The sequence below is a fragment of the Xanthomonas sp. NCPPB 3959 genome, assembly GCF_056675575.1.
Window position 1 is genome coordinate 1 of sequence record NZ_JBWWVR010000031.1, and the last position, 20,662, is coordinate 20,662.

At 65.1% G+C, this 20,662-nt stretch carries 18 protein-coding genes and 1 riboswitch; of the genes, 4 read left to right on the forward strand and 14 right to left on the reverse strand.

The window, feature by feature from the left end; all coding sequences use genetic code 11:
- Positions 1 to 70 precede the first annotated feature (70 nt).
- Positions 71 to 3,520, forward strand: a complete 3,450-nt coding sequence (locus AC1KVG_RS21275; protein WP_481095732.1) for a NahK/ErcS family hybrid sensor histidine kinase/response regulator — start codon at positions 71 to 73, stop codon at positions 3,518 to 3,520.
- A gap of 182 nt (positions 3,521 to 3,702) precedes the next feature.
- Here AC1KVG_RS21275 and AC1KVG_RS21280 read toward each other — a convergent pair whose 3' ends face one another.
- The 4 genes from AC1KVG_RS21280 to AC1KVG_RS21295 all read right to left on the reverse strand — a co-directional run bounded on the left by AC1KVG_RS21280 (position 3,703) and on the right by AC1KVG_RS21295 (position 8,148).
- Positions 3,703 to 4,287 (reverse strand): manganese efflux pump MntP, encoded by a 585-nt coding sequence (locus AC1KVG_RS21280; RefSeq protein ID WP_043909993.1) that lies wholly within the window; start codon positions 4,285 to 4,287, stop codon positions 3,703 to 3,705.
- Positions 4,288 to 4,299: 12 nt separating this feature from the next.
- Positions 4,300 to 4,462, reverse strand: a riboswitch (yybP-ykoY riboswitch).
- Positions 4,463 to 4,577: 115 nt separating this feature from the next.
- Positions 4,578 to 6,050 carry a S41 family peptidase gene (locus tag AC1KVG_RS21285; protein ID WP_481095744.1) on the reverse strand — a complete coding sequence of 491 codons (1,473 nt, stop codon included), beginning with the start codon at positions 6,048 to 6,050 and terminating at the stop codon, positions 4,578 to 4,580.
- A 118-nt stretch (positions 6,051 to 6,168) separates the two neighbouring features.
- Complete coding sequence (locus AC1KVG_RS21290) at positions 6,169 to 7,284, reverse strand: helix-turn-helix domain-containing protein (RefSeq protein ID WP_481095745.1); 1,116 nt, start codon at positions 7,282 to 7,284, stop codon at positions 6,169 to 6,171.
- 114 nt (positions 7,285 to 7,398) lie between these two features.
- Positions 7,399 to 8,148, reverse strand: coding sequence for an IclR family transcriptional regulator (locus AC1KVG_RS21295; RefSeq protein WP_481095733.1), 750 nt, complete (start codon positions 8,146 to 8,148; stop codon positions 7,399 to 7,401).
- Between the two features lie 180 nt (positions 8,149 to 8,328).
- Here AC1KVG_RS21295 and fucP point away from each other — a divergent pair, with 180 nt between their 5' ends.
- Both fucP and AC1KVG_RS21305 read left to right on the forward strand, forming a co-directional pair.
- Positions 8,329 to 9,633: an L-fucose:H+ symporter permease gene (gene fucP, locus AC1KVG_RS21300; RefSeq protein ID WP_481095734.1), complete on the forward strand. Its 1,305-nt coding sequence runs from the start codon at positions 8,329 to 8,331 to the stop codon at positions 9,631 to 9,633.
- Positions 9,630 to 9,998 (forward strand): L-fucose mutarotase, encoded by a 369-nt coding sequence (locus tag AC1KVG_RS21305; protein WP_481095735.1) that lies wholly within the window; start codon positions 9,630 to 9,632, stop codon positions 9,996 to 9,998. The genes fucP and AC1KVG_RS21305 overlap by 4 nt, the downstream gene beginning before the upstream one ends.
- 673 nt (positions 9,999 to 10,671) lie before the next feature.
- On the opposite strand, the gene AC1KVG_RS21310 is transcribed toward AC1KVG_RS21305, so the two are convergent.
- From AC1KVG_RS21310 to AC1KVG_RS21345, 8 genes are all read right to left on the reverse strand, one after another.
- Positions 10,672 to 11,991, reverse strand: coding sequence for an L-fuconate dehydratase (locus AC1KVG_RS21310; RefSeq protein ID WP_481095736.1), 1,320 nt, complete (start codon positions 11,989 to 11,991; stop codon positions 10,672 to 10,674).
- A 559-nt stretch (positions 11,992 to 12,550) separates the two neighbouring features.
- A complete protein-coding gene (locus tag AC1KVG_RS21315) occupies positions 12,551 to 13,408 on the reverse strand; it encodes a fumarylacetoacetate hydrolase family protein (protein ID WP_481095737.1) in 858 nt (285 codons plus the stop codon).
- Positions 13,409 to 13,576: 168 nt separating this feature from the next.
- Complete coding sequence (locus tag AC1KVG_RS21320; RefSeq protein ID WP_481095738.1) at positions 13,577 to 14,347, reverse strand: SDR family oxidoreductase; 771 nt, start codon at positions 14,345 to 14,347, stop codon at positions 13,577 to 13,579.
- Positions 14,344 to 15,216: an amidohydrolase family protein gene (locus AC1KVG_RS21325; protein WP_481095739.1), complete on the reverse strand. Its 873-nt coding sequence runs from the start codon at positions 15,214 to 15,216 to the stop codon at positions 14,344 to 14,346. The genes AC1KVG_RS21320 and AC1KVG_RS21325 overlap by 4 nt, the downstream gene beginning before the upstream one ends.
- Complete coding sequence (locus AC1KVG_RS21330; RefSeq protein WP_481095740.1) at positions 15,213 to 16,262, reverse strand: aldo/keto reductase; 1,050 nt, start codon at positions 16,260 to 16,262, stop codon at positions 15,213 to 15,215. Before AC1KVG_RS21330 ends, AC1KVG_RS21325 begins: the two co-directional genes overlap by 4 nt.
- Before the next feature lie 315 nt (positions 16,263 to 16,577).
- Positions 16,578 to 16,781, reverse strand: a complete 204-nt coding sequence (locus AC1KVG_RS21335; RefSeq protein ID WP_023905662.1) for a hypothetical protein — start codon at positions 16,779 to 16,781, stop codon at positions 16,578 to 16,580.
- Between the two features lie 3 nt (positions 16,782 to 16,784).
- Entirely contained in the window at positions 16,785 to 17,348 is a 564-nt protein-coding gene (locus AC1KVG_RS21340) for a peroxiredoxin family protein (RefSeq protein WP_181110728.1), read from the reverse strand.
- A gap of 279 nt (positions 17,349 to 17,627) precedes the next feature.
- Positions 17,628 to 18,548, reverse strand: coding sequence for a DUF4424 domain-containing protein (locus AC1KVG_RS21345; RefSeq protein WP_481095741.1), 921 nt, complete (start codon positions 18,546 to 18,548; stop codon positions 17,628 to 17,630).
- A gap of 439 nt (positions 18,549 to 18,987) precedes the next feature.
- On the opposite strand from AC1KVG_RS21345, the gene AC1KVG_RS21350 reads away from it, so the two are divergent.
- Positions 18,988 to 19,320 carry a hypothetical protein gene (locus AC1KVG_RS21350; RefSeq protein ID WP_481095742.1) on the forward strand — a complete coding sequence of 111 codons (333 nt, stop codon included), beginning with the start codon at positions 18,988 to 18,990 and terminating at the stop codon, positions 19,318 to 19,320.
- Positions 19,321 to 19,385: 65 nt separating this feature from the next.
- Here the strand turns inward: AC1KVG_RS21350 and AC1KVG_RS21355 are convergent, their stop codons facing one another.
- Together AC1KVG_RS21355 and AC1KVG_RS21360 are read right to left on the reverse strand one after the other, a co-directional pair.
- Positions 19,386 to 20,054 (reverse strand): response regulator transcription factor, encoded by a 669-nt coding sequence (locus AC1KVG_RS21355; protein ID WP_006451671.1) that lies wholly within the window; start codon positions 20,052 to 20,054, stop codon positions 19,386 to 19,388.
- Positions 20,055 to 20,260: 206 nt separating this feature from the next.
- The coding region (locus tag AC1KVG_RS21360; RefSeq protein WP_481095743.1) for an AMP-binding enzyme at positions 20,261 to 20,662 on the reverse strand (402 nt) is incomplete at its 5' end.

Sequence of the window (20,662 nt, forward strand, 5' to 3'; positions counted from 1 at the left end):
GCGAAACCCCCAATCCCCAATCCCCACTGCGTAAACTCCCAGGCTCGCACCGCACCGCCTAGGACACCCATTGGTCTCGAGCTGGATCCTGCTGCTGGTCTCCGTCGGCTATGCCGCGCTGCTGTTTGGCGTGGCGTGGTGGGGCGACCGCCGTCCGCTGTACCCGGAGCGGCCGTGGCTGCGCCCCGCGGTCTACAGCCTGGCGCTGGCGGTGTACTGCTCGTCGTGGACCTTCTACGGTGCGGTGGGTTCGGCAGTGCGCAACGGCATCGGCTATCTGCCGATCTACCTGGGCCCGCTGCTGTTGCTGCTGTTCGGCTGGCGCATCATCGAGCGTCTGGCGCTGATCGCCCGCGCCGAAAATACCGTCTCCATCGCCGATTTCATTTCCTCGCGCTACGGCCGCTCGCGGCGGCTGGCCGCGTTGGTGGCGGTGATCGCGCTGGTCGGCATCGTTCCGTATCTGGCGCTGCAGTACAAAGCGGTGGCGATGAGCCTGGAAGTGCTGACCGGGCATAGCAGCGCCGGGCGCGGCATCTTCGCCGACCCGGCCTTGTACGTGGCGCTGTTGATGGCGCTGTTTGCGACCTTGTTCGGCACCCGCCAGGTCGATGCCACCGAGCACCATCGCGGCATGATGCTGGCGATCGCGCTGGAGTCGGTGATCAAGTTGATCGCCATCGTTGCGGTGGGGTTGTTCGCCTGGGTGTGGCTGAGCGACCACCAGGTGCCCATCGCCGAGTCGGCGCGTACCTTGTTCGAACACACGCCGTCGGTGGGGTTCATTTCGCAAACCTTGCTGAGCTTTCTGGCGGTGATCTGCCTGCCGCGCCAGTTCCATGTGGCGGTGGTGGAATGCAGCGATGTGGGCGACATCCGTCGCGCACGCTGGTTGTTCGGCGCCTATCTGGTGATCATCTCGGCGATGGTCGTGCCGATCGCCTCGGCCGGCGTGGCCTTGTTCGGCAAGGGCAGCGCGGTGGCCGACGATGCGATGGTGCTGGCATTGCCGCTGAGCCAGGGCAATACCGTGCTGGCGTTGGTGGCGTACGTGGGCGGGTTTTCGGCGGCCACCGGCATGGTGATCGTGGCCAGCATCGCGTTGGCCACCATGGTCAGCAATGACCTGGTGATGCCGGTGCTGCTGCGCCGCCGTGGCAGCGCCGATGCGCGCGCGGCAGTGGCCTCGCGGGTGCTGTGGATCCGTCGCGTCGCCATCCTGCTGTTGGCGCTGGTTGCCTATGGCTATCACCGCAGCGTGGCCAACGACACCACCTTGGCGGCCTATGGCCTGATGGCATTCGCGGCGGTGGCGCAGTTCGCGCCGGGGGTGATCGGCGGGCTGTATTGGCGCGGCGCCAGCCGCAAGGGCGTGGAGACCGGCATGGTGCTGGGCTTTGCGACCTGGATCTACACGCTGCTGCTGCCGGCCGCCACGCGTGCGGGCTGGTTGCAGCCGGAGTGGCTGGTGGACGGCCCGTTCGGCATCGCCTGGCTGCAGCCGCAGCAACTGTTCGGCATGCGTGGCTGGGACCCGCTGGCGCATGGCACGTTCTGGTCGCTGCTGATCAACGTCGGCGCGATGATGCTGGTGTCGGCGCGCTGGCGTCCGGGTGTGGACGAACGCTTGCGCGCGGCGCCGTTCCTGGACCCGTATGCGCAGCGTCCGGCGGTGGCCGGCGATTGGCCAGGCCATGTACGCGTGGCCGATCTGCAGGCGCTGGCCGAGCGTGTGGTGGGCGAACGGCATGCGCACCGCGCCTTTGTCGACCAGGCGGTGCTGCTGGAACGCGAGTTGCAACCCACCGTGGTGGCCGATCGCGCCTGGGTGCAGTTTACCGAGCGTCTCCTGGCCGCTTCTATCGGCGCCGCCTCCGCGCGCCTGGTGCTGACCAGTCTGTTGCGCGGCTCGGGTATGGAGCTGGGCGAAGTGGTGGCGGTGCTGGACGAAGCCGGCCAGGAGCTGCGTTTCAATCGCGAAATCCTCTCCACCACGCTGGAAAACATCAGTGCCGCGGTCAGCGTGGTCGACCCCGAAATGCGCCTGACCGCATGGAATCGGCGTTACCAGCAGCTGTTCGGGTATCCGGATGGCATGTTGTACGTCGGCCGCCCGGTGGCCGATCTGATCCGTTACAACGCCGAGCGTGGTGAGCTGGGCGAAGGCGATACCGAAGACCAGATCGATCGCCGCATCCGCCATATGCGTGCCGGCTCGCCGCATGTGTTCGAGCGCACCCGCAGCGACGGCAAGGTGATCGAAATGCGTGGCCAGGCGCTGCCGGGTGGCGGCTATGTCACCAGCTACAACGACATCACCGATTACAAACGCGCCGAGCGCGCGCTGCTGGACGCCAACGAAAACCTGGAACAACGCGTGGCCGATCGTTCGCGCGAGGCTGAGCTGGCGCAGCAATCCAAGACGCGCTTTCTGGCCGCGATCAGCCACGACGTGTTGCAGCCGCTCAATGCCGCGCGCCTGTTCGCCTCGGCCTTGCGCGAGAGCCATCAGAACAACGAAGAACAACGCCATCTGGCCGAGCGTGTGGATGCCTCGCTGCGTGCGGCCGAGGAATTGCTCGATGGCCTGCTCGACGTCTCGCGGCTGGATGCCGGCGGCTTGCGGCCCACCGTCGAGGACTTTGATGCCAGCGCGCTGATGCACGAGCTGGCCGCGCAGTACGCACCGGTGGCGTCCAGCCGCGGCCTGCAGTTGCAGGTGCATAGCCGCGCATTGTGGGTGCGCAGCGACCGCCGCCTGCTGCGCCGGGTGATGCAGAACTTTCTCGCCAATGCGCTGCGTTACACACGCCAGGGCCGCATCGTGCTGGGCATGCGCGGGCGCGGCGAGCAGGTGGAACTGCAGGTGTGGGATACCGGTCCCGGCATTCCCGAACACCATATGCGGCAGATCTTCGAAGAGTTCCGCCGCTATCAGCAGCCGTTCGACTGGGGCGAGCAGGGCTTGGGCTTGGGTCTGTCGATCTGCCAACGCATCTCGCGTTTGCTCGATCACGATCTGAGTGCGCGCAGCCAGGTCGGCCGCGGCAGCATGTTTTCGATCCTGTTGCCGCGCGTGGCTGCGGTGCCGCTGCCGCCCGTGGTGCCGGTGATTGCGGTGCGGCCGTTGCCCAGCGGCGATTCGTTGGCGGGCCTGCGCGTGCTGTGCGTGGACAACGACCGCGAAATTCTCGACGGCATGTGCGCACTGCTTGGCCGCTGGCAGGTGGAAGTGATCACCGCCAGTACCGTGGATCAGGCGCTGGAGCGCGCGCGCGAACAACCGGACCTGATGCTGGTGGATTACCACCTGCACGACCGGCTCGATGGCCTGGATACGCTGGACGCGGTGCAGGCCGCCGCAACCGCGCCGATCGCCGGCGCACTGCTTACTGCCGATGGCCGCGACGAACTCAAGCAACTCGCGCGTGCGCGTGGCTATCGGATGCTGACCAAGCCGGTGAAGCCGGCCTCGTTGCGCGCGTTCTTGAGTGCGCATCACGATGCAAAGAAGCGCTGAGCCAGCGCATCGCATGCAGCGCCGCGATATGCAGGGTTGCACGCGGCATTGTCAAAATGCGGCAATGCCTCGCGCGCGAATAGCAAGGCCATGCAGCGTAGGAGCGCGCTTGCGCGCGATGGGGCGTTATCGATGATGCTTCATCGCGCGCAAGCGCGCTCCTGCGAACAGCTGACCTGCGCTTACGCAGCGCCGCTCAGGTGTTCGTACAGGATCACGCTGCCGACGATCACCAGAATCAAACCACCGAGAATCTCGGCGCGTTTGCCGATCAGGTTGCCGAGCACGCGGCCCAGCATGACGCCTGCGGTGACCATGCTGAAGGTGCACAGCCCGACCACCACCGCCACCACGCCGATATGCACGTCGAGAAACGCCAGGCTTACGCCGACCGCCATCGCATCGATGCTGGTGGCAAAACCGGTGGTGGCCAAGGCCAGCAATCCATGCCGTTTCGGCGTGTCGGAAGACGCCTCGTCCACATCGTCCGGTTCCTGGCGCAGCCCGGCCACGATCATGTGCGTGCCCAATGCGCCGAGCAGTACAAAGGCGATCCAGTGATCATAGGCAGACACATAGCTGGAGGCGGCACGCCCCAGCAGCCAGCCGATCACCGGGGTGATCGCCTCGATGCAACCGAAGATCAACCCGGCGCGTAGCGCATCGCGCCACTGCGGTTTGCGCATCGCTGCGCCTTTGCCGATCGCTGCAGCAAACGCATCGGTCGACATTGCGAAACCGATCAACACAATGGAAAAAGGGGACATCGACATTCTCGGGTTGGGCACGATCGCAACGACATGCGCCCGCGCCAACCGTTGTTGTGCACGCATGCCGCTGGTCTCGCCAAACCGAAATTGGTTGCCTGCACCACGGCGCGAGGGCCGAGTATGTTGATGCAGGCGCTTCCGACGATGCAGAAGCAGGCTACTCCCCAAGGGGCGCGCAGTGTACCAACGCATGGCCGCGTTCGGTGCGCCTGCACTGCACGCGAAGGTCGGTCTGATCTTTATAGCCGTGGCTATGCGAGAGCGCTGCGGTGTACCTGCGGCTGCGCTTAAGGCGTGCGCAGCAAGGTGCTGACGGCGTCCATTTCCACATCCCTGCCGTGTTGCAGATCTTCCGCGGTGATGGTTACCGGCACGTCGGGCAACACGCCGCTATCGGGTTGTGCGCTGGTTGGAAACTGTCCGACCAGCGGCAGGTCCACTTCGAGTTGCGAGTTGGGCAAGTGCAGAAAAAAGAATGCGCTGCCATTGGTGCCGCGCAGATTGCCGCCGGTGGGCTGGCCGACCAGGGTGGCCAACCCGCTGCGCTGCACTCGCTGCGCGAACGCGAAGGTGGCCGAGCTGTTTTCCGGGCCGATCAGCACAAACACCTTGCCGTCGAAGGGCGGCGCATGCGGTGTCGTGCGGTCTTGCGCATCTGCATCGGATGCCGGGTTGAGCGTGTAAAAACGCGCGTCGTAGGCAACCGCACGCGTGCCCCAGTCGCGAAAGGACGTGTCCCAGGTGGTGACGTACGCCGCCAGCGCGTCGGGCAGGCGCCGGTAGCGCACCAGCGTGCGTATCTGCGGCGCCGCTCTCTCACGTGCGGACAGATACCCAAGCAAGGCGCTGCCCACATCCAGCCCGCCCTCGTTGCCGCGCAGATCGATTACCAGCGCTGGAATCTCGCGCTCGGCCAATGTGGCGAAGCTGCGTGCCAAAAATGCCTGCCAGTCCCAGTCACTGTCGTACACCGCCCAGGTCGGCATCTGCAGCACCGCCACGCCGGGTGTTGCCAGGTCCAGACGCCATGGCGGCGCTGCACTGTCGTCGCCGCGCATGGGGATCATCGCGCGGCGTTGCGACGCGATGATGCCGTGGACGCGCAGCTCGCGTTCTTTCACCGCACCTGGCCCGCGCACACGCAGCAACGGGTTGGCCGACAGTTGCGGAAACAGCAGCGGCAGGTAAACGTCGAAGGCTTCGATGCGCGCGAATCCTTGTACCTCCATCTGTGCGATACGTTTGCCGTCGTTGCTGCCGTCGGCGCGCGCCACGCTCATCAGCGCGGCCAGGATCTGCGCCGAGGCAATGCCATCGATCGCCAGCACTTCAGTGCCGGGCACCAGGCTGGGCTGATCGGAGCCGTTGCGGCTGATGACCATCCGGCCCTGCAGCCAGCGGAAGTGGAAGGGCAACTGCCTGTCGTTGTCGAACAAGGCGTGCCGGACCGGTTCGGGTTGATTGAGAAAATTTGGGAAGCTATGGCCGCAGCGCACGCTGGCGGTCAGGCGAGAAATGGCCAGGTAGGTCTGCGCGAGCGTTGCGCCGTTTTCGAGTTCGGCACGCAAGGCATCGAAGCGCTGCGTGATTTCCTGTTCGGTGGAGTAGCGGTACAGACCCGGATGCAGCGCCACATAGGCGCTTTGCAATATATCGATATCGGCGAGCAGCGCCGGGCCTGCGAGCGGGCTGTCGCTGCGCAGCGTTGATGGCGGCGTTGCGGCCCCGCCGGCGCATGGCAGCCAGATCGACAGCAGCATCAGCAACGCAGCGAGATGGCGCAGGCGAGGTGACATGGCGATTCCTGGTGTGAGAAGCCGCCAGCATGGTCAGGGCTGCATCGGCAGACGACTCAAACACGCAATCGCTGAGCGATTTTCAAGCGATGCGACGTTGCGTGCGCCGGTAGTCGCTGGGTGTGCAGCCGGCACAGGCGCGAAACACCCTGTTGAAGCTGGCCTTGGAGCCGAAGCCGACTGCCAGTGCGATGTCGAGGATGTCCTGATCGCCGCCCAGCAGGCGCTGCGCTTCGGCGATACGCAGCGTGTTGAGGAACGTGCTGAAGGTCTGCCCCAGCCCCTCGTTGAGCGCGCGCGACAGATAATTGCTGTTGGTGCCCATGCGTCGCGCCAGCTCGGGCAGGCTGAGGTCCGGCTCGCGCCACCAGCCGTGCGCGGCGACTTGCGCTGCGACCTGTTGCCCCAGCGCGTGCCAGTCCTTGTCCTGGACGGGAGCGGGCGCTGGTTCGCGTGCTTGGTCTGCTGGCGCATCGTGTGGCAGCACCGCATCGCGCGCTGGGTAGTGCACCCTTGCGTGGCGCCAGCCTTCCAGACCCAGGTAGTAGATCAGCGCGGCGGTGGCCAGATAGCGCGGAAACTCATCGACGTAGGACAGCCGATGCCACAGCCGGTCGCTGGCGGTGAAGCCCAGCCGCAACAGCACCAGCAATGCGGCGGCCAGCAGAAAGCCGCGCAGCCACGGCAGCCGCAGTTCCTCGCGCGCGCCGCTGTGATGTTCCAGCCAGCGTTGATAGGCCAGGTATTCGCGCCAGGCCAGCAGCAGATAGAACGCCAGCGAGGCCAGCACCAGCGCGTCCTGCAGCGGCGCGATCCAGGGCACATGGACGGCTGCGTTCCAGGCCCATTTGCGTTGCAGCGGCCAGGTGAACAGCCACGTGTAGTAACCGCCCTGCAGCAGCGCCGGCAGCAGATGCAGCGCCCAACGAGGCGGCAAGTGCTGGCGCGCCAGTTGGCGGACGTAGAGCCATAGCAGCGGCCCGATCGCCAGCTCCCAGAACAATGGCGCGTAGGTCAGGCCCGGGTAGGCATCGTAGGCGCCGGCATAGCCGAGCGTGTAGGGCGTGATCAGGGCGACCACCACCAGCAGCAGTGCGGCCAGGCAGCGGTTGGCGATGCGATTGACCGGGGCCAGCAGCAACAGGCTGGCGCCAAGCACGCCATGCGCGCTGCCGAGCAGCAGGATGGTGCTCCACATCCCGAACTTGATGCTGGACATGCGATCCCGCTTGGTCGATCGCGCCGAGTATAGGGGCGATCGGCAGCGGCCCGGGCGCAGGTGAGTTACGCGCGGCGCTCCGCTTCTGCGCGGTTAGTGCAGCTCGCTGGAAATCTCCGCCGTGGCCGCACACAAGGCCTGCAATGCCGCTTGCGGGCCAACCAGCTCAGGGCGCCGTTCGATGAAGGGCACCGTGAGCGTGTAGGTGGCGCTGCCGCGTTGCAGGATCGGTGCGGTCAGATCGACCACGCCCACCACCGCTTCGCTGGGTTGCATGGCGTAGCCATCGGCGCGTGCCTGCGCGGCGGCAGCCAGGAACTGCGCGCGCTCGAACGGCACCTCGCTGGCATCGAGCATCTCCAGCCAGCGTGCCTGCACCTCGGGCTGCTGGAAGGCGTACAGCACCAGCCCGGAACTGGAATGCGTCAGCGGACGGCGATGGCCCGGGCGTACCACCAGGCCCAGATCGCTGGGCACGTCCATCTGCGCGATCACCACGATCTGGTCGCCAGAGGGCGCCACCAGGTGGCAGGGCTGATAGATCGCATCGGCCAGCCGGCGCATCACCGGCAACGCCGCTTCGCTGATGCTCTGCACCTGCGGCTGCTGCATGCCGAGCATGAACAGCCGGTTGGTGAGCACGTAGTCTCCTTCGCCGTCGCGGGTGAGATAGCCGCGCTCCTCCAGCACCTGCAGCATGCGGAAGATCTCCCCGCGCGAGCGGCCGATGCCCTGCGAGATCGCGCCCATGCTCATCGGCTGCGCCTGGCGGGCGAGCAGCTCGAGGATGTCCAGCCCCTTGTCCAGGGCGGGCGCGCGGTACTTGGCGGGTTCGGTGCTCATCCGTTTGCGGCTCCATGCAAGGCTGCGGCGCGCCAGGGTACAGGCATCGCGGGCAGCGGTGAGGTATGGCGCGTGCGTGCAAATATAAACAAAGATTTTATATTTGCATGGCGCTGGCGTGCGCAGTACGCTCGCCGCACAGCAACGCAAGCGCCACAGCCTTGGGAGGGGATCGGTCGCATGCATCACAGTGACATTGCCGCGTCACCGCGCGGCAACCTGGCGCGTACCGCCATGGTTCCCCTGTTGTTGATCGTCAGCCTGTTCTTTTTATGGGGCATGGCCAACAACCTCAACGACATCCTGATCAAGCAGTTCAAGAAGGCGTTCGAGCTGTCCGACCTGCAGGCCGGGCTGGTCCAGAGCGCGTTCTATCTGGGCTATTTCGTGTTCGCGATGCCGGCGGCGATGTTCATGCGTCGCTACAGCTACAAGGCCGCGGTGGTGCTCGGGCTGCTGCTGTATGCGTGCGGCGCGTTCCTGTTCTATCCGGCTGCGCAGGTGCATACCTACTGGCTGTTCCTGCTGGCCCTGTTCGTGATCGCCAGCGGCCTGGCGTTTCTGGAAACCACCGCCAACCCGCTGGTGACCGTGCTCGGCCCGGCCGAGGGCGCGGCGCGGCGGCTGAATCTTGCCCAGGCGTTCAATCCATTGGGCTCGATCACCGGCGTGCTGGTGGGTCAGCACTTCATTTTCTCCGGCGTGGAGCACACCCCGGCCGAGCTGGCGGCGATGACGCCGGCCGCGCGCGCGGCGTTCTTCGCCACCGAATCGTCTGCAGTGCAGACGCCGTATCTGGTGATCGGCGTGGTGGTGGTGCTGTGGGCGATCCTGATCGCGCTGGTGCGCTTTCCCACCGGCGATGCGGGTGTGGGCGAGGCGGCGCCCAAACGCGCGCGCTTTGGCGAGTTGTTGCGTAACCGGCTATTCGTGTTTTCGGTGGTGGCGCAGTTCTTCTACGTGGGCGCGCAGGTCGGCATCTGGAGTTATCTGATCCGCTATCTGCAGGACGCGGTGCCGGGCACGCCGGAAAAAAGCGCAGCGACGTATCTGACCATCTCGCTGGTGCTGTTCATGGCTGGCCGCTTCATCGGCACCGCGCTGTTGCGCTATCTGGCGCCGGCGAAGTTGCTGGCGAGTTTTGCCACGATCAATCTGGTCTTGTGTGCGGTGGCGATTGCGCTGCCCGGTTGGACCGGCTTGTATGCATTGGTCGCAGCCAGCGTGTTCATGTCGGTGATGTTCCCGACCATCTTTGCGCTGGGTCTGGATGGCATGCACGACGATGCACGCAAGCTGGGTTCGTCGCTGTTGGTGATGTCGATCATCGGCGGCGCGCTGCTCACTGCGGTGATGGGCGCGGTGTCTGACATGGCCGGTATCCATTGGGCGATGGTGGTGCCGGGCGGCTGCTTTGCGGTGATCCTGCTGTTCGCATTGCGCGCGCGTCGCGCTGCGCCGGCGATTGCTGGGGCAGGCGCATGAGTGTGCGGCGTCTGTGCTACGTGCTGGATCTGCACGACGATCCGCAGTTGATCGCCGAGTACGAGCGCTGGCATCAACCGACCCAGGTGTGGCCGGAAGTGGTGGCGTCGTTGCGCCAGGCGGGGATCCTGGAGCTGGAGATCTTTCGCAGCGGCGATCGCTTGGTGATGTTGATGGAAGTTGGCGACGATTACGATCCGGCGGCCAAGGCGGCGCGGGATGCGAGTGATCCGCGGATTCAAGCCTGGGAAGAGCTGATGTGGCGGTTTCAAAAGCCGTTGTCTGGCAGTGCGCCGGGGGAAAAGTGGCGCGAGGCCGGGCGGATTTTTGCGTTGAGTGAGGCGGTTGGTGTGGGGCGGGGTTAGGTTTCGCCCAGTCTGTTTCTGCGGATGTGTTGACTCCGCAGTAGAGCGTTGGTCTTGCGTCTCTTTGCCGCTGCTGTGCTGGTGCGGCGCATCGAAACAGGGTGTTTTCTTGCGTCTTTTGATAGATGCCGTCAGAAGCCCAGGTCAAAGGCTGAGTGGTCGAGGGCGCGGTGCCCTCACCGCTTGCGGGACACGCCGCAAGTACGTCCATGTAGGCTCGGTGGCGGCATCCATGCCGCCACACGGTCCCGCAAGCGGCGAGGACACCGCACCAGAGAGTTTGCAGGTTGCTTTGTTTAGAGCCTGCTCGTTGCTCGGCCTTCGTTGGGAATCGGTGCGCGGTTATCAGAACAACGCACCTCATGCCCGCTTGCAACCATGCACACCGACCATCTCCACTGGTCCTTGCCCGCCCACCGTCGCGGGACCTTACGCGGCATGGATGCCGCGTAAGAGCTTACACGGACGTACTTGCAGCGTGTCCTGCGATGGTGGGCGGGCAAGGACCCTGCAGCCAGGCAGCAGATCAGCCGTCCGCACGCCCTGGCGACTGCTCGCTACGTGTTGTTAGCCACTCTAAAAACGGCTTCAGTCGCGATCAGGCAATCGAGAGAGCCCATCGCGGCTGAAGCCGCTCCTACAGTGGATGCAGTTGGTTGTGCGGCGTGTTCGATTACGCCTTGGCCGCCGCCAGATCTTCGACCCAGAAGCGGCCGTCGGGGTAGCTGAACTTTGCGATGGAGGCAGGGTGCATTTCGGCGGAGAAGCCGGCGGCTTGCGGTGCCAGATAGCGGCCGTGCTGGATGCGTACCGGGTCGAGGAAATGCTGGTGCAGATGGTCGACAAATTCGATGGCGCGGTCTTCCATCTTGCCGGTGATGGCGACGAAGTCGGCCATGGCCAGGTGTTGCACCAGTTCGCACAGGCCGACGCCGCCGGCGTGCGGGAAGACGCGGATGTTGAACTTGGCGGCCAGCAGCAGGATGGCGAGGTTTTCGTTGACGCCGCCGACGCGCGCGGCGTCGATCTGGATCAGGTCCACCGCACCGGCCTGCAGCAGTTGCTTGAACACCACCCGGTTCTGGGTGTGTTCGCCGGTGGAAACCGGCACCGGGATGATGCCCTGGCGGATCGCGGCGTGGCCGAGCACGTCGTCCGGGCTGGTGGGTTCTTCGATCCAGGCGATGTCGAATTCGGCCAGCTGGCGCATCCAGTCGATCGCCGGGCCCACATCCCAACGCTGATTGGCGTCCACCGCCATGGCGATGTCCGGGCCGATCGCTTCGCGCGCCAGGCGGCAGCGGCGGATATCGTCCTGCACGTTGGCGCCGACCTTGAGCTTGATGGTGCGGAAGCCATCGGCCACCGCTTCCTTGGCCAGCCGCACCAGCTTCTCGTCGGAGTAGCCGAGCCAGCCGGGCGAGGTGGTGTAGGCGGGGTAGCCCTGTTCGATCAGCGTGGCGATGCGTTGCGCGCGCTGCGGTTGTGCATCGCGCAGGATCGCCAGCGCTTCGTCGCGGGTGAGCGCGTCGGTGAGGTAGCGGAAGTCGATGGTGTCGACCAACTGCTCCGGGCTGAGCTCGGCGATGTAACGCCACAGCGGCTTTTTCGCCGCGCGTGCGGCCAGATCCCAGGCGGCATTGATCACCGCGCCGATCGCCATGTGCATCACGCCCTTTTCCGGGCCCAGCCAGCGCAGCTGCGAATCGTTGGTAAGCAGGCGCGCGAACGCGCCCAGATCGGCGATGACGTCTTCCACGCGCAGGCCGACCACATGTTCGGCCAGTGCAGCTACGGCGGCGGTCTGCACATCGTTGCCGCGGCCGATGGTGAACACCAGACCGTAACCGGCCAGGTCGTCCGGTGCATCGGTGCGCAGCACGACATACGCGGCCGAGTAATCCGGATCCGGATTCATCGCATCCGACCCATCGAGCTCGCGCGAGGTGGGAAAGCGGACGTCGTGGGTATCGAGGGCGATGATGGTGCTCATGGAGGTCCTGGGCGATGGAGGGCGGAAATAAAAACGCGCGGAGTAAAACAGAAGCAGAAACAGAGAAGGGCGCCAGAGCCCCTCTCCCACCGGGAGAGGGGTTGGGGTGAGGGTACGAACGCGCAGCGCCGGAAGTGTTGAAGCACTGCAGTGCCACATGCGTTTGCAACACAGATCGGCAAATCACTAAAACGATTAACGACGCATCGATATCAACGCGCTACAGCGCTTAGTCATTCAACGCGCAGCCGCACCGCAGAAAAAATTACGCATGACACATCAACACACGTGCCGACCCGTCACGCCTAACGACAAAGGCACATCGCGACGAACTGCTTGGATACGTCGCTACGTACCCTCACCCCAACCCCCGCTCCGCGCCCCGGCCCGCGCTTGCGGCGCGGGCGCACCAACGCACGCGCGCCAGTGGCGCGCAAGCCGTGCCTTGGTGCCCCGAGGGGAGAGGGGCTTTAGGTTGCGTCGTGCGGAGGCATTACCACCTGCGTTGAGCGCAACTTGGCACGCAATGCGACCAAAATCCTGAAAAGGGAGAGGGGCTTCAAGCAGCATCACGCGGATGCGCCACCACCGGCTGGCGCTGGCGGCCCAGGCCTTCGATCTCCAGTTCCATTACGTCGCCCGGCTTCAGATACACCGGCGGCTTCTGGCCCAGGCCCACGCCCGGCGGGGTGCCGGTGCTGATCACATCGCCCGGCATCAGCGTCATGTAGCGGCTGATGTGGCTGACCAGTTCGGCCACGCCGAACACCATCGTGCGGGTGCTGCCGTTCTGGTAGCGGTGGCCGTTGACTTCCAGCCACATCGACAGGTTCTGCGGGTCGGCGATTTCATCGCGGGTGACCAGCCACGGGCCGATCGGGCCGAAGGTATCGGCGCTCTTGCCCTTGACCCATTGGCCGCCGTGTTCGAGCTGAAATTCACGCTCGGACAGATCGTTGATCACTGCGTAGCCCGCGACGTGATTCAGCGCTTCGTCCACCGAGACATCGCGCGCCACATCGCCGATCACCACGCCCAGTTCCACTTCCCAGTCGCTCTTGACCGAGCCGCGCGGGATGATCACGGTGTCGTTGGGGCCGCTCACCGCGGTGGTGGCCTTCATGAACAGGATCGGCATCTTGGGCACGTCCATGCCCGATTCGGCCGCGTGGTCGGCGTAATTCAAACCGATGCAGATGAACTTGCCGATCTGCCCGACTGCAGCGCCGTAGCGCACGTCGCCTTCGACCAGCGGCAGCGTGGACACATCCAGCGCGCGCAGTTTGTCCAGGCCGGTATTGCTGATGTGCTCGCCGGCTACATCATTGATCACGCCGCTCAAATCGCGGATGCGGCCTTCGTTATCGATCAAGCCGGGACGTTCCTGGCCGGGGGCGCCAACGCGTACGAGTTTCATGCAGTCTTCCTTTGCAGGTGAGGAATGGGGCGGCTAGCAAACCTAGCGCGCGTGCATCGGGTGGGTAAGGACGGCGTGCTCAAATCAAAGCGGACGAGCAATACAGATCGCATCTGGCACTGGCCGCGCCCACGTTGCGGTGGGCTGCACCGTGATGCGTTGCCGCACTCAGTTGGACCAACCGCCATCGATGATGTGGGTCTGGCCGGTGGTGAACGAGGACTCGTCCGAGGCCAGATACACCACCAGTTGCGCGATCTCGCGCGGGTCGCCCAGGCGGCCCATCGGCTGGCGGTCGGTGAAGCTCTTCCACACCGCCTGTTCGTCGCCGCCCAGCGCTTGCACGCGCTGGCCCAGCGACGGCGTCTTGATGGTGCCCGGGCAGATCGCGTTGCAACGCACGCCCTGCGCCACGTAATCGGCAGCGATGGCCTTGCTCAGGCCGATCACGGCGGCCTTGGTCACGCCGTAGACGAAGCGGTTCGGCACGCCCTTGATGCTGGAGGCGACCGAGGACATGTTGATGATGCTGCCGCGGCCGCGTTCGAGCATGCCCGGCAGTACCGCCTTGCAGGTGTAGTACATCGCATCGACGTTGATCGAAAACGAGCGGCGCCAGGCCGGCTCGTCGCAATCGAGAATGCTGCCCTGGTGCACGAAGCCGGCGCAGTTGAACAACACATCGAACGGGCCGTGCGCCGCGACCAGTGCGGCGATTGCCGAGGCATCGGTGACATCGAGCAGCTGGGTGGTGATGGCCTCCGATTCGGCCGCCAGCGCCTGCAAAGCAGCGGCATCGATATCGGTGGCGATCACCTGCGCACCGGCGCGTGCACAGGCCAGCGCGCTTTCGCGGCCGATGCCGGCGCCGGCGGCGGTGATCAGGCAGCGCTTGCCATGCAGGCGGTCGTTGGGAGTTCTAGAGATCGAGACAGTCATACCGAAGAGATTCCGTGGGTGGGGGCCGCCGGCCGTGGCAGACGATAGAACGTGCGTGCGTTGTCGCCGAACACTGCTTTGGTATGGCCGTCGGCGTGTTTGGCGACCAGGTGCTGTGCGATCTCGACCCACTGCGCGTAATCGGCGCGTTGGGTCAGCACCGGCCAGTCGCTGCCCCATAGCAGGCGTTGCGCGCCGAAGCGTGCGAACAGATGGCCGACATACGGCTCCAGCGCCTCCACGCCGGCGCCGCGCGCTGCTTCGGTGAGCAGCCCGGAGAGCTTGCAGTGCACAGTGGGATGCTGCGCCAACGCGGCCATGCCGGCCGCCCAGGCAACGAATTCGCCCGCAGCGATCTGCGGCTTGCCGCCGTGATCGACGACCACGCGCAGGTCCGGATGGCGCTTCAGGCGCGTCTGCAGTGCCGGCACATGCACGCTGCGGATCAAGGCGTCGAACGCCAGATCGTGCGCGAGCAATGCATCGAAGGCGGCATCCAGTTCAGGCTGGGCCAGCCATTGCACATCGGCGATGTCCTGCACCATCGGGCGCAGGCCCTTGAGCACACCGCCGCCGTCGCGCACCAGCGCCTCGATGCACGCGGCGGCATCGGGCGCTGCGAAATCGACCCAGCCCACCACGCCGGCAATGCGCGCATCGGCACGCGCCAGCTCGAACAGGTAACGGGTTTCGGCCTCGGTCGCGGCGGCCTGCACTACCACCAAGCCCTCGATATCGGCAGCGTCCAGCGCCTGGCCGATATCGGCTGGGCCGAAGTCGCGATACAGCGGCGCCAGCTCGGGCGTGAGCCAGTGGTAATCGCCACGGGCCAGCTGCCAGAAATGCAGGTGCGCGTCGATGCGGCTCATGGCGTGGGCATGTCCGCAGCGAGCAGGCCATCATCGCGCAGGCGTTGCCACAGCGCTGGCGGAATCGGCGCATGCAGGCGCATGGCGGCCGATTGCACCTCGGCCACGGTGCGCATGCCGGCCACCACGGTGGTGACTGCCGGATGCGCCAGCGGGAATTGCAGCGCCACCGCACCGATATCCGCATCGAACGCCGCGCAGGCCGCGTACAGGCGCTGCGCGTGCTGCAAGGTGGCGGTATCGACCGGCGCGTAGTTGTAGGTCGCACCGGGGCCGCGCGCGTCGCTGAGCAGGCCCGAGCTATATGGGCCGGCCGACAGGATCGCCACGTTGCGCTGCCGTGCCTGATCGAGCAGCGCGCGCGCGCCATGCTGTTCCAGCAGCGTGTAGCGGCCGGCCAGCATCACGCAGTCGAGCGGGAAGCGTGGCAACACCTCCAGTGCCACCTCCTGCTCGTTGACGCCCAGCCCGATCGCCCCGCAAACACCGGCCGCCTTCAGCGCCGCCATCGCCGGCAAGGCCTCCTCCAAGGCCTGGCGCAGCACGTTGGCGTGGTTGTCGCCGTGGGTCAGCGCGCCGATGTCGTGCAGCAGCAGCACGTCGATGTAATCGGTGCCCAGGCGCTCCAGGCTGGACGCGAACGCGCGCCGCACGCCGTCGCCGCTGTAGTCGAACGCGGCGCGGCGGCCGGCCACGGCGAAGCCGTCGCGCCCTGCAGCAGCCTGCGCATCGTCGTAAATGCAGCGCCCGACCTTGGTCGACAGCGTGTAGGCAGCGCGCGGCACACCGGCCAGGCCACGGCCCAACCGCGTCTCGCTTAATCCGTAGCCGTAATAAGGCGCGCTGTCGAAATGGCGGATGCCGGCCTCGAACGCGCCCGCCACTGCAGCCAGTGCGTCGCCCTCGTCGACTTCGGTGTACAGATTGCCGATCGGCGCGGCGCCAAAGCCCAGCGCCGAGAGCTGCACGTCGGTGCTGCCCAACCGCTTCCGCACAACGCTCACGCGCAACGCTCCGCAGGGTTTGCGATGGTCAGGCAGGCGCATACGGAATCTGGAAAGCAGCAGCTGGGCATCGCGACGTCCACCAGCCGGCCGGTGCCGGACTGTTCGCATATGAATATCGCAATCATAAGTGAACAGATCACGCTGCAGTGCAGCATAGCGGCGGGCGTTGGTTCAGCGCGTCGGTCCTGCCCAAGGCCCAAGTTGGCCTGGCACAACCGCGGTCTGCGGCACGCAGTGATGCTGGCAAGCAAACGGCGGGGCCCGGGGGCCCCGCCGTGAACCTAGTGGCTAATAAACGTAGCGAGCACCTGCCGCGACCGCCTGGCCGCTGCTCAGTGGTTTTGATCGCCGCTCTTAACCGCAGCAGTAGCAGACGTTGCCTTGTCCCAAATCGCCGCCAAACTCCGGACACTCCGCCTTGCAGGCCCATGCACTGCACGATTCGGTTTTCGGCTGTGCGTTATCGACTGCCATCACCTGGAATGCACCGAAACCGGTACTGGCCAGAAACGTCGCCGCCATCAACGCACTCCGCAAAGTTACCCAACGCTTCTTCATGCATTACTCCTTCACCGTTGCAAAAGCCGCTGGCGCGTCCGTGCGGCGCAATGCGGCAACCAGGTCCTGCACCCGCTCCGTGGTATCGAAGACGCCCAGATGGGAATGGCGCACGCGCCCCTGCCCATCAATGGCCATCAGTAGCGGCACGTTGCGCGCACGGAACAACATCAGCGCGCGACGATCGGTCAACGTGACCACCGGAAAATCGAAGCCATGCACATGCGCATAGCGCGCGGCCTGCGCCGCATCGCACTGGCACACGCCAAGCAATTGTGGCCGGCCCGGCAAATTGGCCTGTAATTGCCGCGCCGTACGCAGCACAGTGGGTGCCGAACGCTGGCAGTACGGACACGTGGTAGTAAAAAAGAACAGCACCTGCGCCTGGCCCTGCGGCGCGCCAAGCAGATGACGTTGGCCCTGCGTATCGGTCACTTCGATGCGCGGCACGTACATGCCGTCATACGGTGTGCTGATGCGGGTCTGCAGGAACTGCTGTTGCGCACGCAGCTGTTTGTTCTGCCATGCCAATGCTGCAATCAGTGCACACGCTAGCAGCAAGCCGATCCAGAGCCAGGGAACACGTCGTGTCATGCCATCTCCGCAAAGCGTCCTGGGAGTCCGAGACTTGCCCGGGCATCAGCTGATGGTCAATGGTGATATCGACAACTGAGATGGCGCGCGGTGCACGGGTGTGGATGCGATCACGCCAGCGCGCTTGGGCTTGCTAGAAATGCGGCTGGGTGTGTGCAGCGTTTGCGCAGCATGGGTTTAGCGTGTCGATCGTTATTGCGCTCTGCGGATGGATGTATGCGTCGTCGATGTGCAAGTCAACGCGCACGTGCGTCACTCGGGACGACGCACGAACAGCAGGTTGAGATCGCGCATCGGCACGAAGTCGGTTTGCTTGAACTGGAAGGTCAGCGGATCGATCTTTTTCAGCGCGCCGTCGAAGCACAGGCTGAGCATGTCGCTCGCCGCCTGCTTGCGGATGGTCAGCTGAAAATCCTTGATCGGGCCGTTCCAGTTCTTGCCGGTGGTCAGCACATAGCGCAGGCTGGCCCAGCCCAGGCCGGACGCGCCTTCGCGGCGTTGCATGCTGGTCCTGGTCGCGGGATCAATACAGGTGTCTTTCGCATACGACTCCAGCAGGAACGCGCTGCTTTGCGGCACGCCGGTGGACACGCTGGGTGCGTAGGCATGCCGGATCTGCACGCTGCGCCGCGCGGGAAACAGTTGCTGCCAGACGAAATACTCGCTGAGCGTGAAGCGTGGCTGCTGGTCGGGGTCGATCCAGCGCGCGGGCAATGGCTTGCGTCCTTTTGGCACGGTGCCCGATTCGGTAAAGGTCGCAACATCGTCCGCACTCCAGCCGCTCGCCGCGAACGCCTTGGAGATGTCGCTGCCATCGTCCAGCAGTACGACGAGCTTGCGCGTGGTGGCGATCGGTTTGCCGTCCACCCACAGTTTGAAATCGGTCAGCTCGCTGTGGTCGGCCATGCCGAAATACATCGGCGGCATCGGGAAGGCGATCGGCACAGTCAACGCACGTTCGCTGTTGTTGGTGAACACGTAGTCCACCTGCACGCGCTCCTCGCTGAGCAGCAAGGCTTCCTTGTCCATGCTGATATCGGGCTGATGCAATAGGCGGATGGTGCCGTTGTCGTCGCCGAAGCTGCTGTCGTTGGCCTGCGCACTGGTGCAGCCGAGCGCGGCGAGCACGAGGGCCAGCACGAGCGGGCTGCGCGGTTGAGAAAACATGTGCATGGGTTCCCCGGAGACCGGCACGCACCGACGCGCCGCAGGCGCACAGCATGCCATGCGCTTGAAAGTGCTGGCAGAGTGAGTGCATGCGCAGCATCGGGTGCTGGCGTCTACCAGGGCGAGGACCTGTCACCGGGCCAGTCGCGGTGTACCGCACGCATCGCACGCTGCGATGCAGCGTACTGCGTGGCAAACGCAATGCAGTGCACGCGCATCAGCCGAAACGGGCGCCGTGGGCATAAGGTAGATTGCTCCTCCCCATGCCGAACCCGCACGTTCAATGCCTTCCCATATTTTCCTGCTGGCTGCGGCCGCATGCCTGTTGCTGCCAGTTCAAACTGCTTTCGCTGCTGCGCCCGACCACCCCGAGGGTGCGGGCGTTGTCCCTAGCTGCACTGCCGATGCCTACAGCTGCCCGCCGTGGATGCCGTCGCAGCGTGAGATGCGCACGGTCATCGCCGATTATTTCTGCGATGCCGCCGACCGTGGACTGATCCAGCCGAAGGTGAGCCGCGTCGTGCGTGCGCAGACCTCGCAGGTGACCTGCGCTGCGCTGGGTCAGGAACCTGGGTCCAATTTCGTGTGCGGAGGCGATATGCATTTCATTGGCCCGGACGGCCGTGTCGATGTCATCACCTTCAGCCCGACCATGCATCGCCAGGACGATGGCCGCTACGCCATCTACGAAGGCAGCGACGATCACGACAACGAGGTGTGGCACGCAACCGCGCCGCAAAGCACGTCAAAGGTCTGCACCGGCCGGTCTTTGCGCTGATTGCAGTCTGCGGATGTACCGAAAAAATGTGGTGACTGATGGCCGCAGCAGTGTGCCGGCCGCGCTCAGTCTTCTTCCGGCGGCGGCAGCACGATGCCGTCGGCATCGATGGCGAGCTTGCCGGCCATCAGCACCGCCTGGGTGCGGTTGGTGACGCCGAGCTTGCGCAGGATCGCGGTGACATGCGCTTTGATGGTGGCTTCGGACACGCCGAAGTCGTAGGCGATCTGCTTGTTGAGGCGCCCGGCGCCGAGCATCTGCAGCACGCGGAATTGTTGCGGGGTGAGATCGCGCAGGCGCTGGCCCACTTCACGTTCTTCGCTGCAGGTGGGCGGCAGGTTCTGCGCCTCGGCCGGGATCCAGCGCTCGCCATCAAGCACCGTGGCCAACGCGCGCCCGATGGTGTCCGAGTCTGCGGATTTGGGAATGAAACCGAACGCGCCATGGTCGATGGCGCGACGCATCACGGTGGGTTCCTCGCGTGCGGACACCACCACCACCGGTAACTGCGGATGCAGCGAACGCATGTGCACCAACGCACTGAACCCCTGCGCGCCCGGCATGTTGAGATCCATCAACAACAGATCGGCATCCGGTTGCGCATCGGCCAGGGTGTACAACGCATCCACCGTGTCGGCCTCGAACAACAGCACCCCCGGCATTACGCGTTGCACCGCCCCGCGCAAGGCCTCACGGAACAGGGGATGGTCGTCGGCGATCAGCAGGGTGGTCATTGAGGGGCCGGGATTGGAGATTGGAGATTCGGGATTTGCAAAAGCACGGGATTTTGGAATTCGGGAGTTGGGGTTCGCAACAGCCGGTTTGACAACGCCGTCTGCGTCCGGATTGCCATTTGCTACCGGATATCAAGGAGAGGAGTGGCAAAGGAGTGGGAACCCGCTTCTGCGAATCCCCAATCCCACCTCCCCAATCCCAGCCCTCAGCGCGTCAGTCGCTCGCTCACCAACGAATCCACCACCGACGGATCGGCCAGGGTCGAGGTATCGCCGAGTTGGTCCGGTGCGTTCTCGGCGATCTTGCGCAGGATGCGGCGCATGATCTTGCCCGAGCGGGTCTTCGGCAGGCCCGGTGCCCATTGCAGGTGATCCGGCGAGGCGATCGGGCCGATTTCCTTGCGCACCCAGGTGATCAACTCCTTGTGCAGTTCTTCGCTCGGGGTCTCGCCCGCGATCAAGGTGACATAGGCATAGATGCCCTGGCCCTTGACGTCGTGCGGGAAGCCGACCACGGCCGCCTCGGCGACCTTGGGATGCGAGACCAGTGCGCTTTCCACTTCGGCGGTGCCGATGCGGTGGCCGGACACGTTGATCACATCGTCCAC

What these genes read in the sequence shown, in the direction of transcription:
- AC1KVG_RS21280 (WP_043909993.1), bottom strand. Translation starts at nt 4,287, where the DNA reads ATGTCCCCTTTTTCCATTGTGTTGATCGGTTTCGCAATGTCGACCGAT.
- AC1KVG_RS21285 (WP_481095744.1), bottom strand. Translation starts at nt 6,050, where the DNA reads ATGCTGCTGTCGATCTGGCTGCCATGCGCCGGCGGGGCCGCAACGCCG.
- AC1KVG_RS21290 (WP_481095745.1), bottom strand. Translation starts at nt 7,284, where the DNA reads ATGTGGAGCACCATCCTGCTGCTCGGCAGCGCGCATGGCGTGCTTGGC.
- AC1KVG_RS21295 (WP_481095733.1), bottom strand. Translation starts at nt 8,148, where the DNA reads ATGAGCACCGAACCCGCCAAGTACCGCGCGCCCGCCCTGGACAAGGGG.
- fucP (WP_481095734.1), top strand. Translation starts at nt 8,329, where the DNA reads ATGCATCACAGTGACATTGCCGCGTCACCGCGCGGCAACCTGGCGCGT.
- AC1KVG_RS21305 (WP_481095735.1), top strand. Translation starts at nt 9,630, where the DNA reads ATGAGTGTGCGGCGTCTGTGCTACGTGCTGGATCTGCACGACGATCCG.
- AC1KVG_RS21310 (WP_481095736.1), bottom strand. Translation starts at nt 11,991, where the DNA reads ATGAGCACCATCATCGCCCTCGATACCCACGACGTCCGCTTTCCCACC.
- AC1KVG_RS21315 (WP_481095737.1), bottom strand. Translation starts at nt 13,408, where the DNA reads ATGAAACTCGTACGCGTTGGCGCCCCCGGCCAGGAACGTCCCGGCTTG.
- AC1KVG_RS21320 (WP_481095738.1), bottom strand. Translation starts at nt 14,347, where the DNA reads ATGACTGTCTCGATCTCTAGAACTCCCAACGACCGCCTGCATGGCAAG.
- AC1KVG_RS21325 (WP_481095739.1), bottom strand. Translation starts at nt 15,216, where the DNA reads ATGAGCCGCATCGACGCGCACCTGCATTTCTGGCAGCTGGCCCGTGGC.
- AC1KVG_RS21330 (WP_481095740.1), bottom strand. Translation starts at nt 16,262, where the DNA reads ATGCGCCTGCCTGACCATCGCAAACCCTGCGGAGCGTTGCGCGTGAGC.
- AC1KVG_RS21335 (WP_023905662.1), bottom strand. Translation starts at nt 16,781, where the DNA reads ATGAAGAAGCGTTGGGTAACTTTGCGGAGTGCGTTGATGGCGGCGACG.
- AC1KVG_RS21345 (WP_481095741.1), bottom strand. Translation starts at nt 18,548, where the DNA reads ATGCACATGTTTTCTCAACCGCGCAGCCCGCTCGTGCTGGCCCTCGTG.
- AC1KVG_RS21350 (WP_481095742.1), top strand. Translation starts at nt 18,988, where the DNA reads ATGCGCACGGTCATCGCCGATTATTTCTGCGATGCCGCCGACCGTGGA.
- AC1KVG_RS21355 (WP_006451671.1), bottom strand. Translation starts at nt 20,054, where the DNA reads ATGACCACCCTGCTGATCGCCGACGACCATCCCCTGTTCCGTGAGGCC.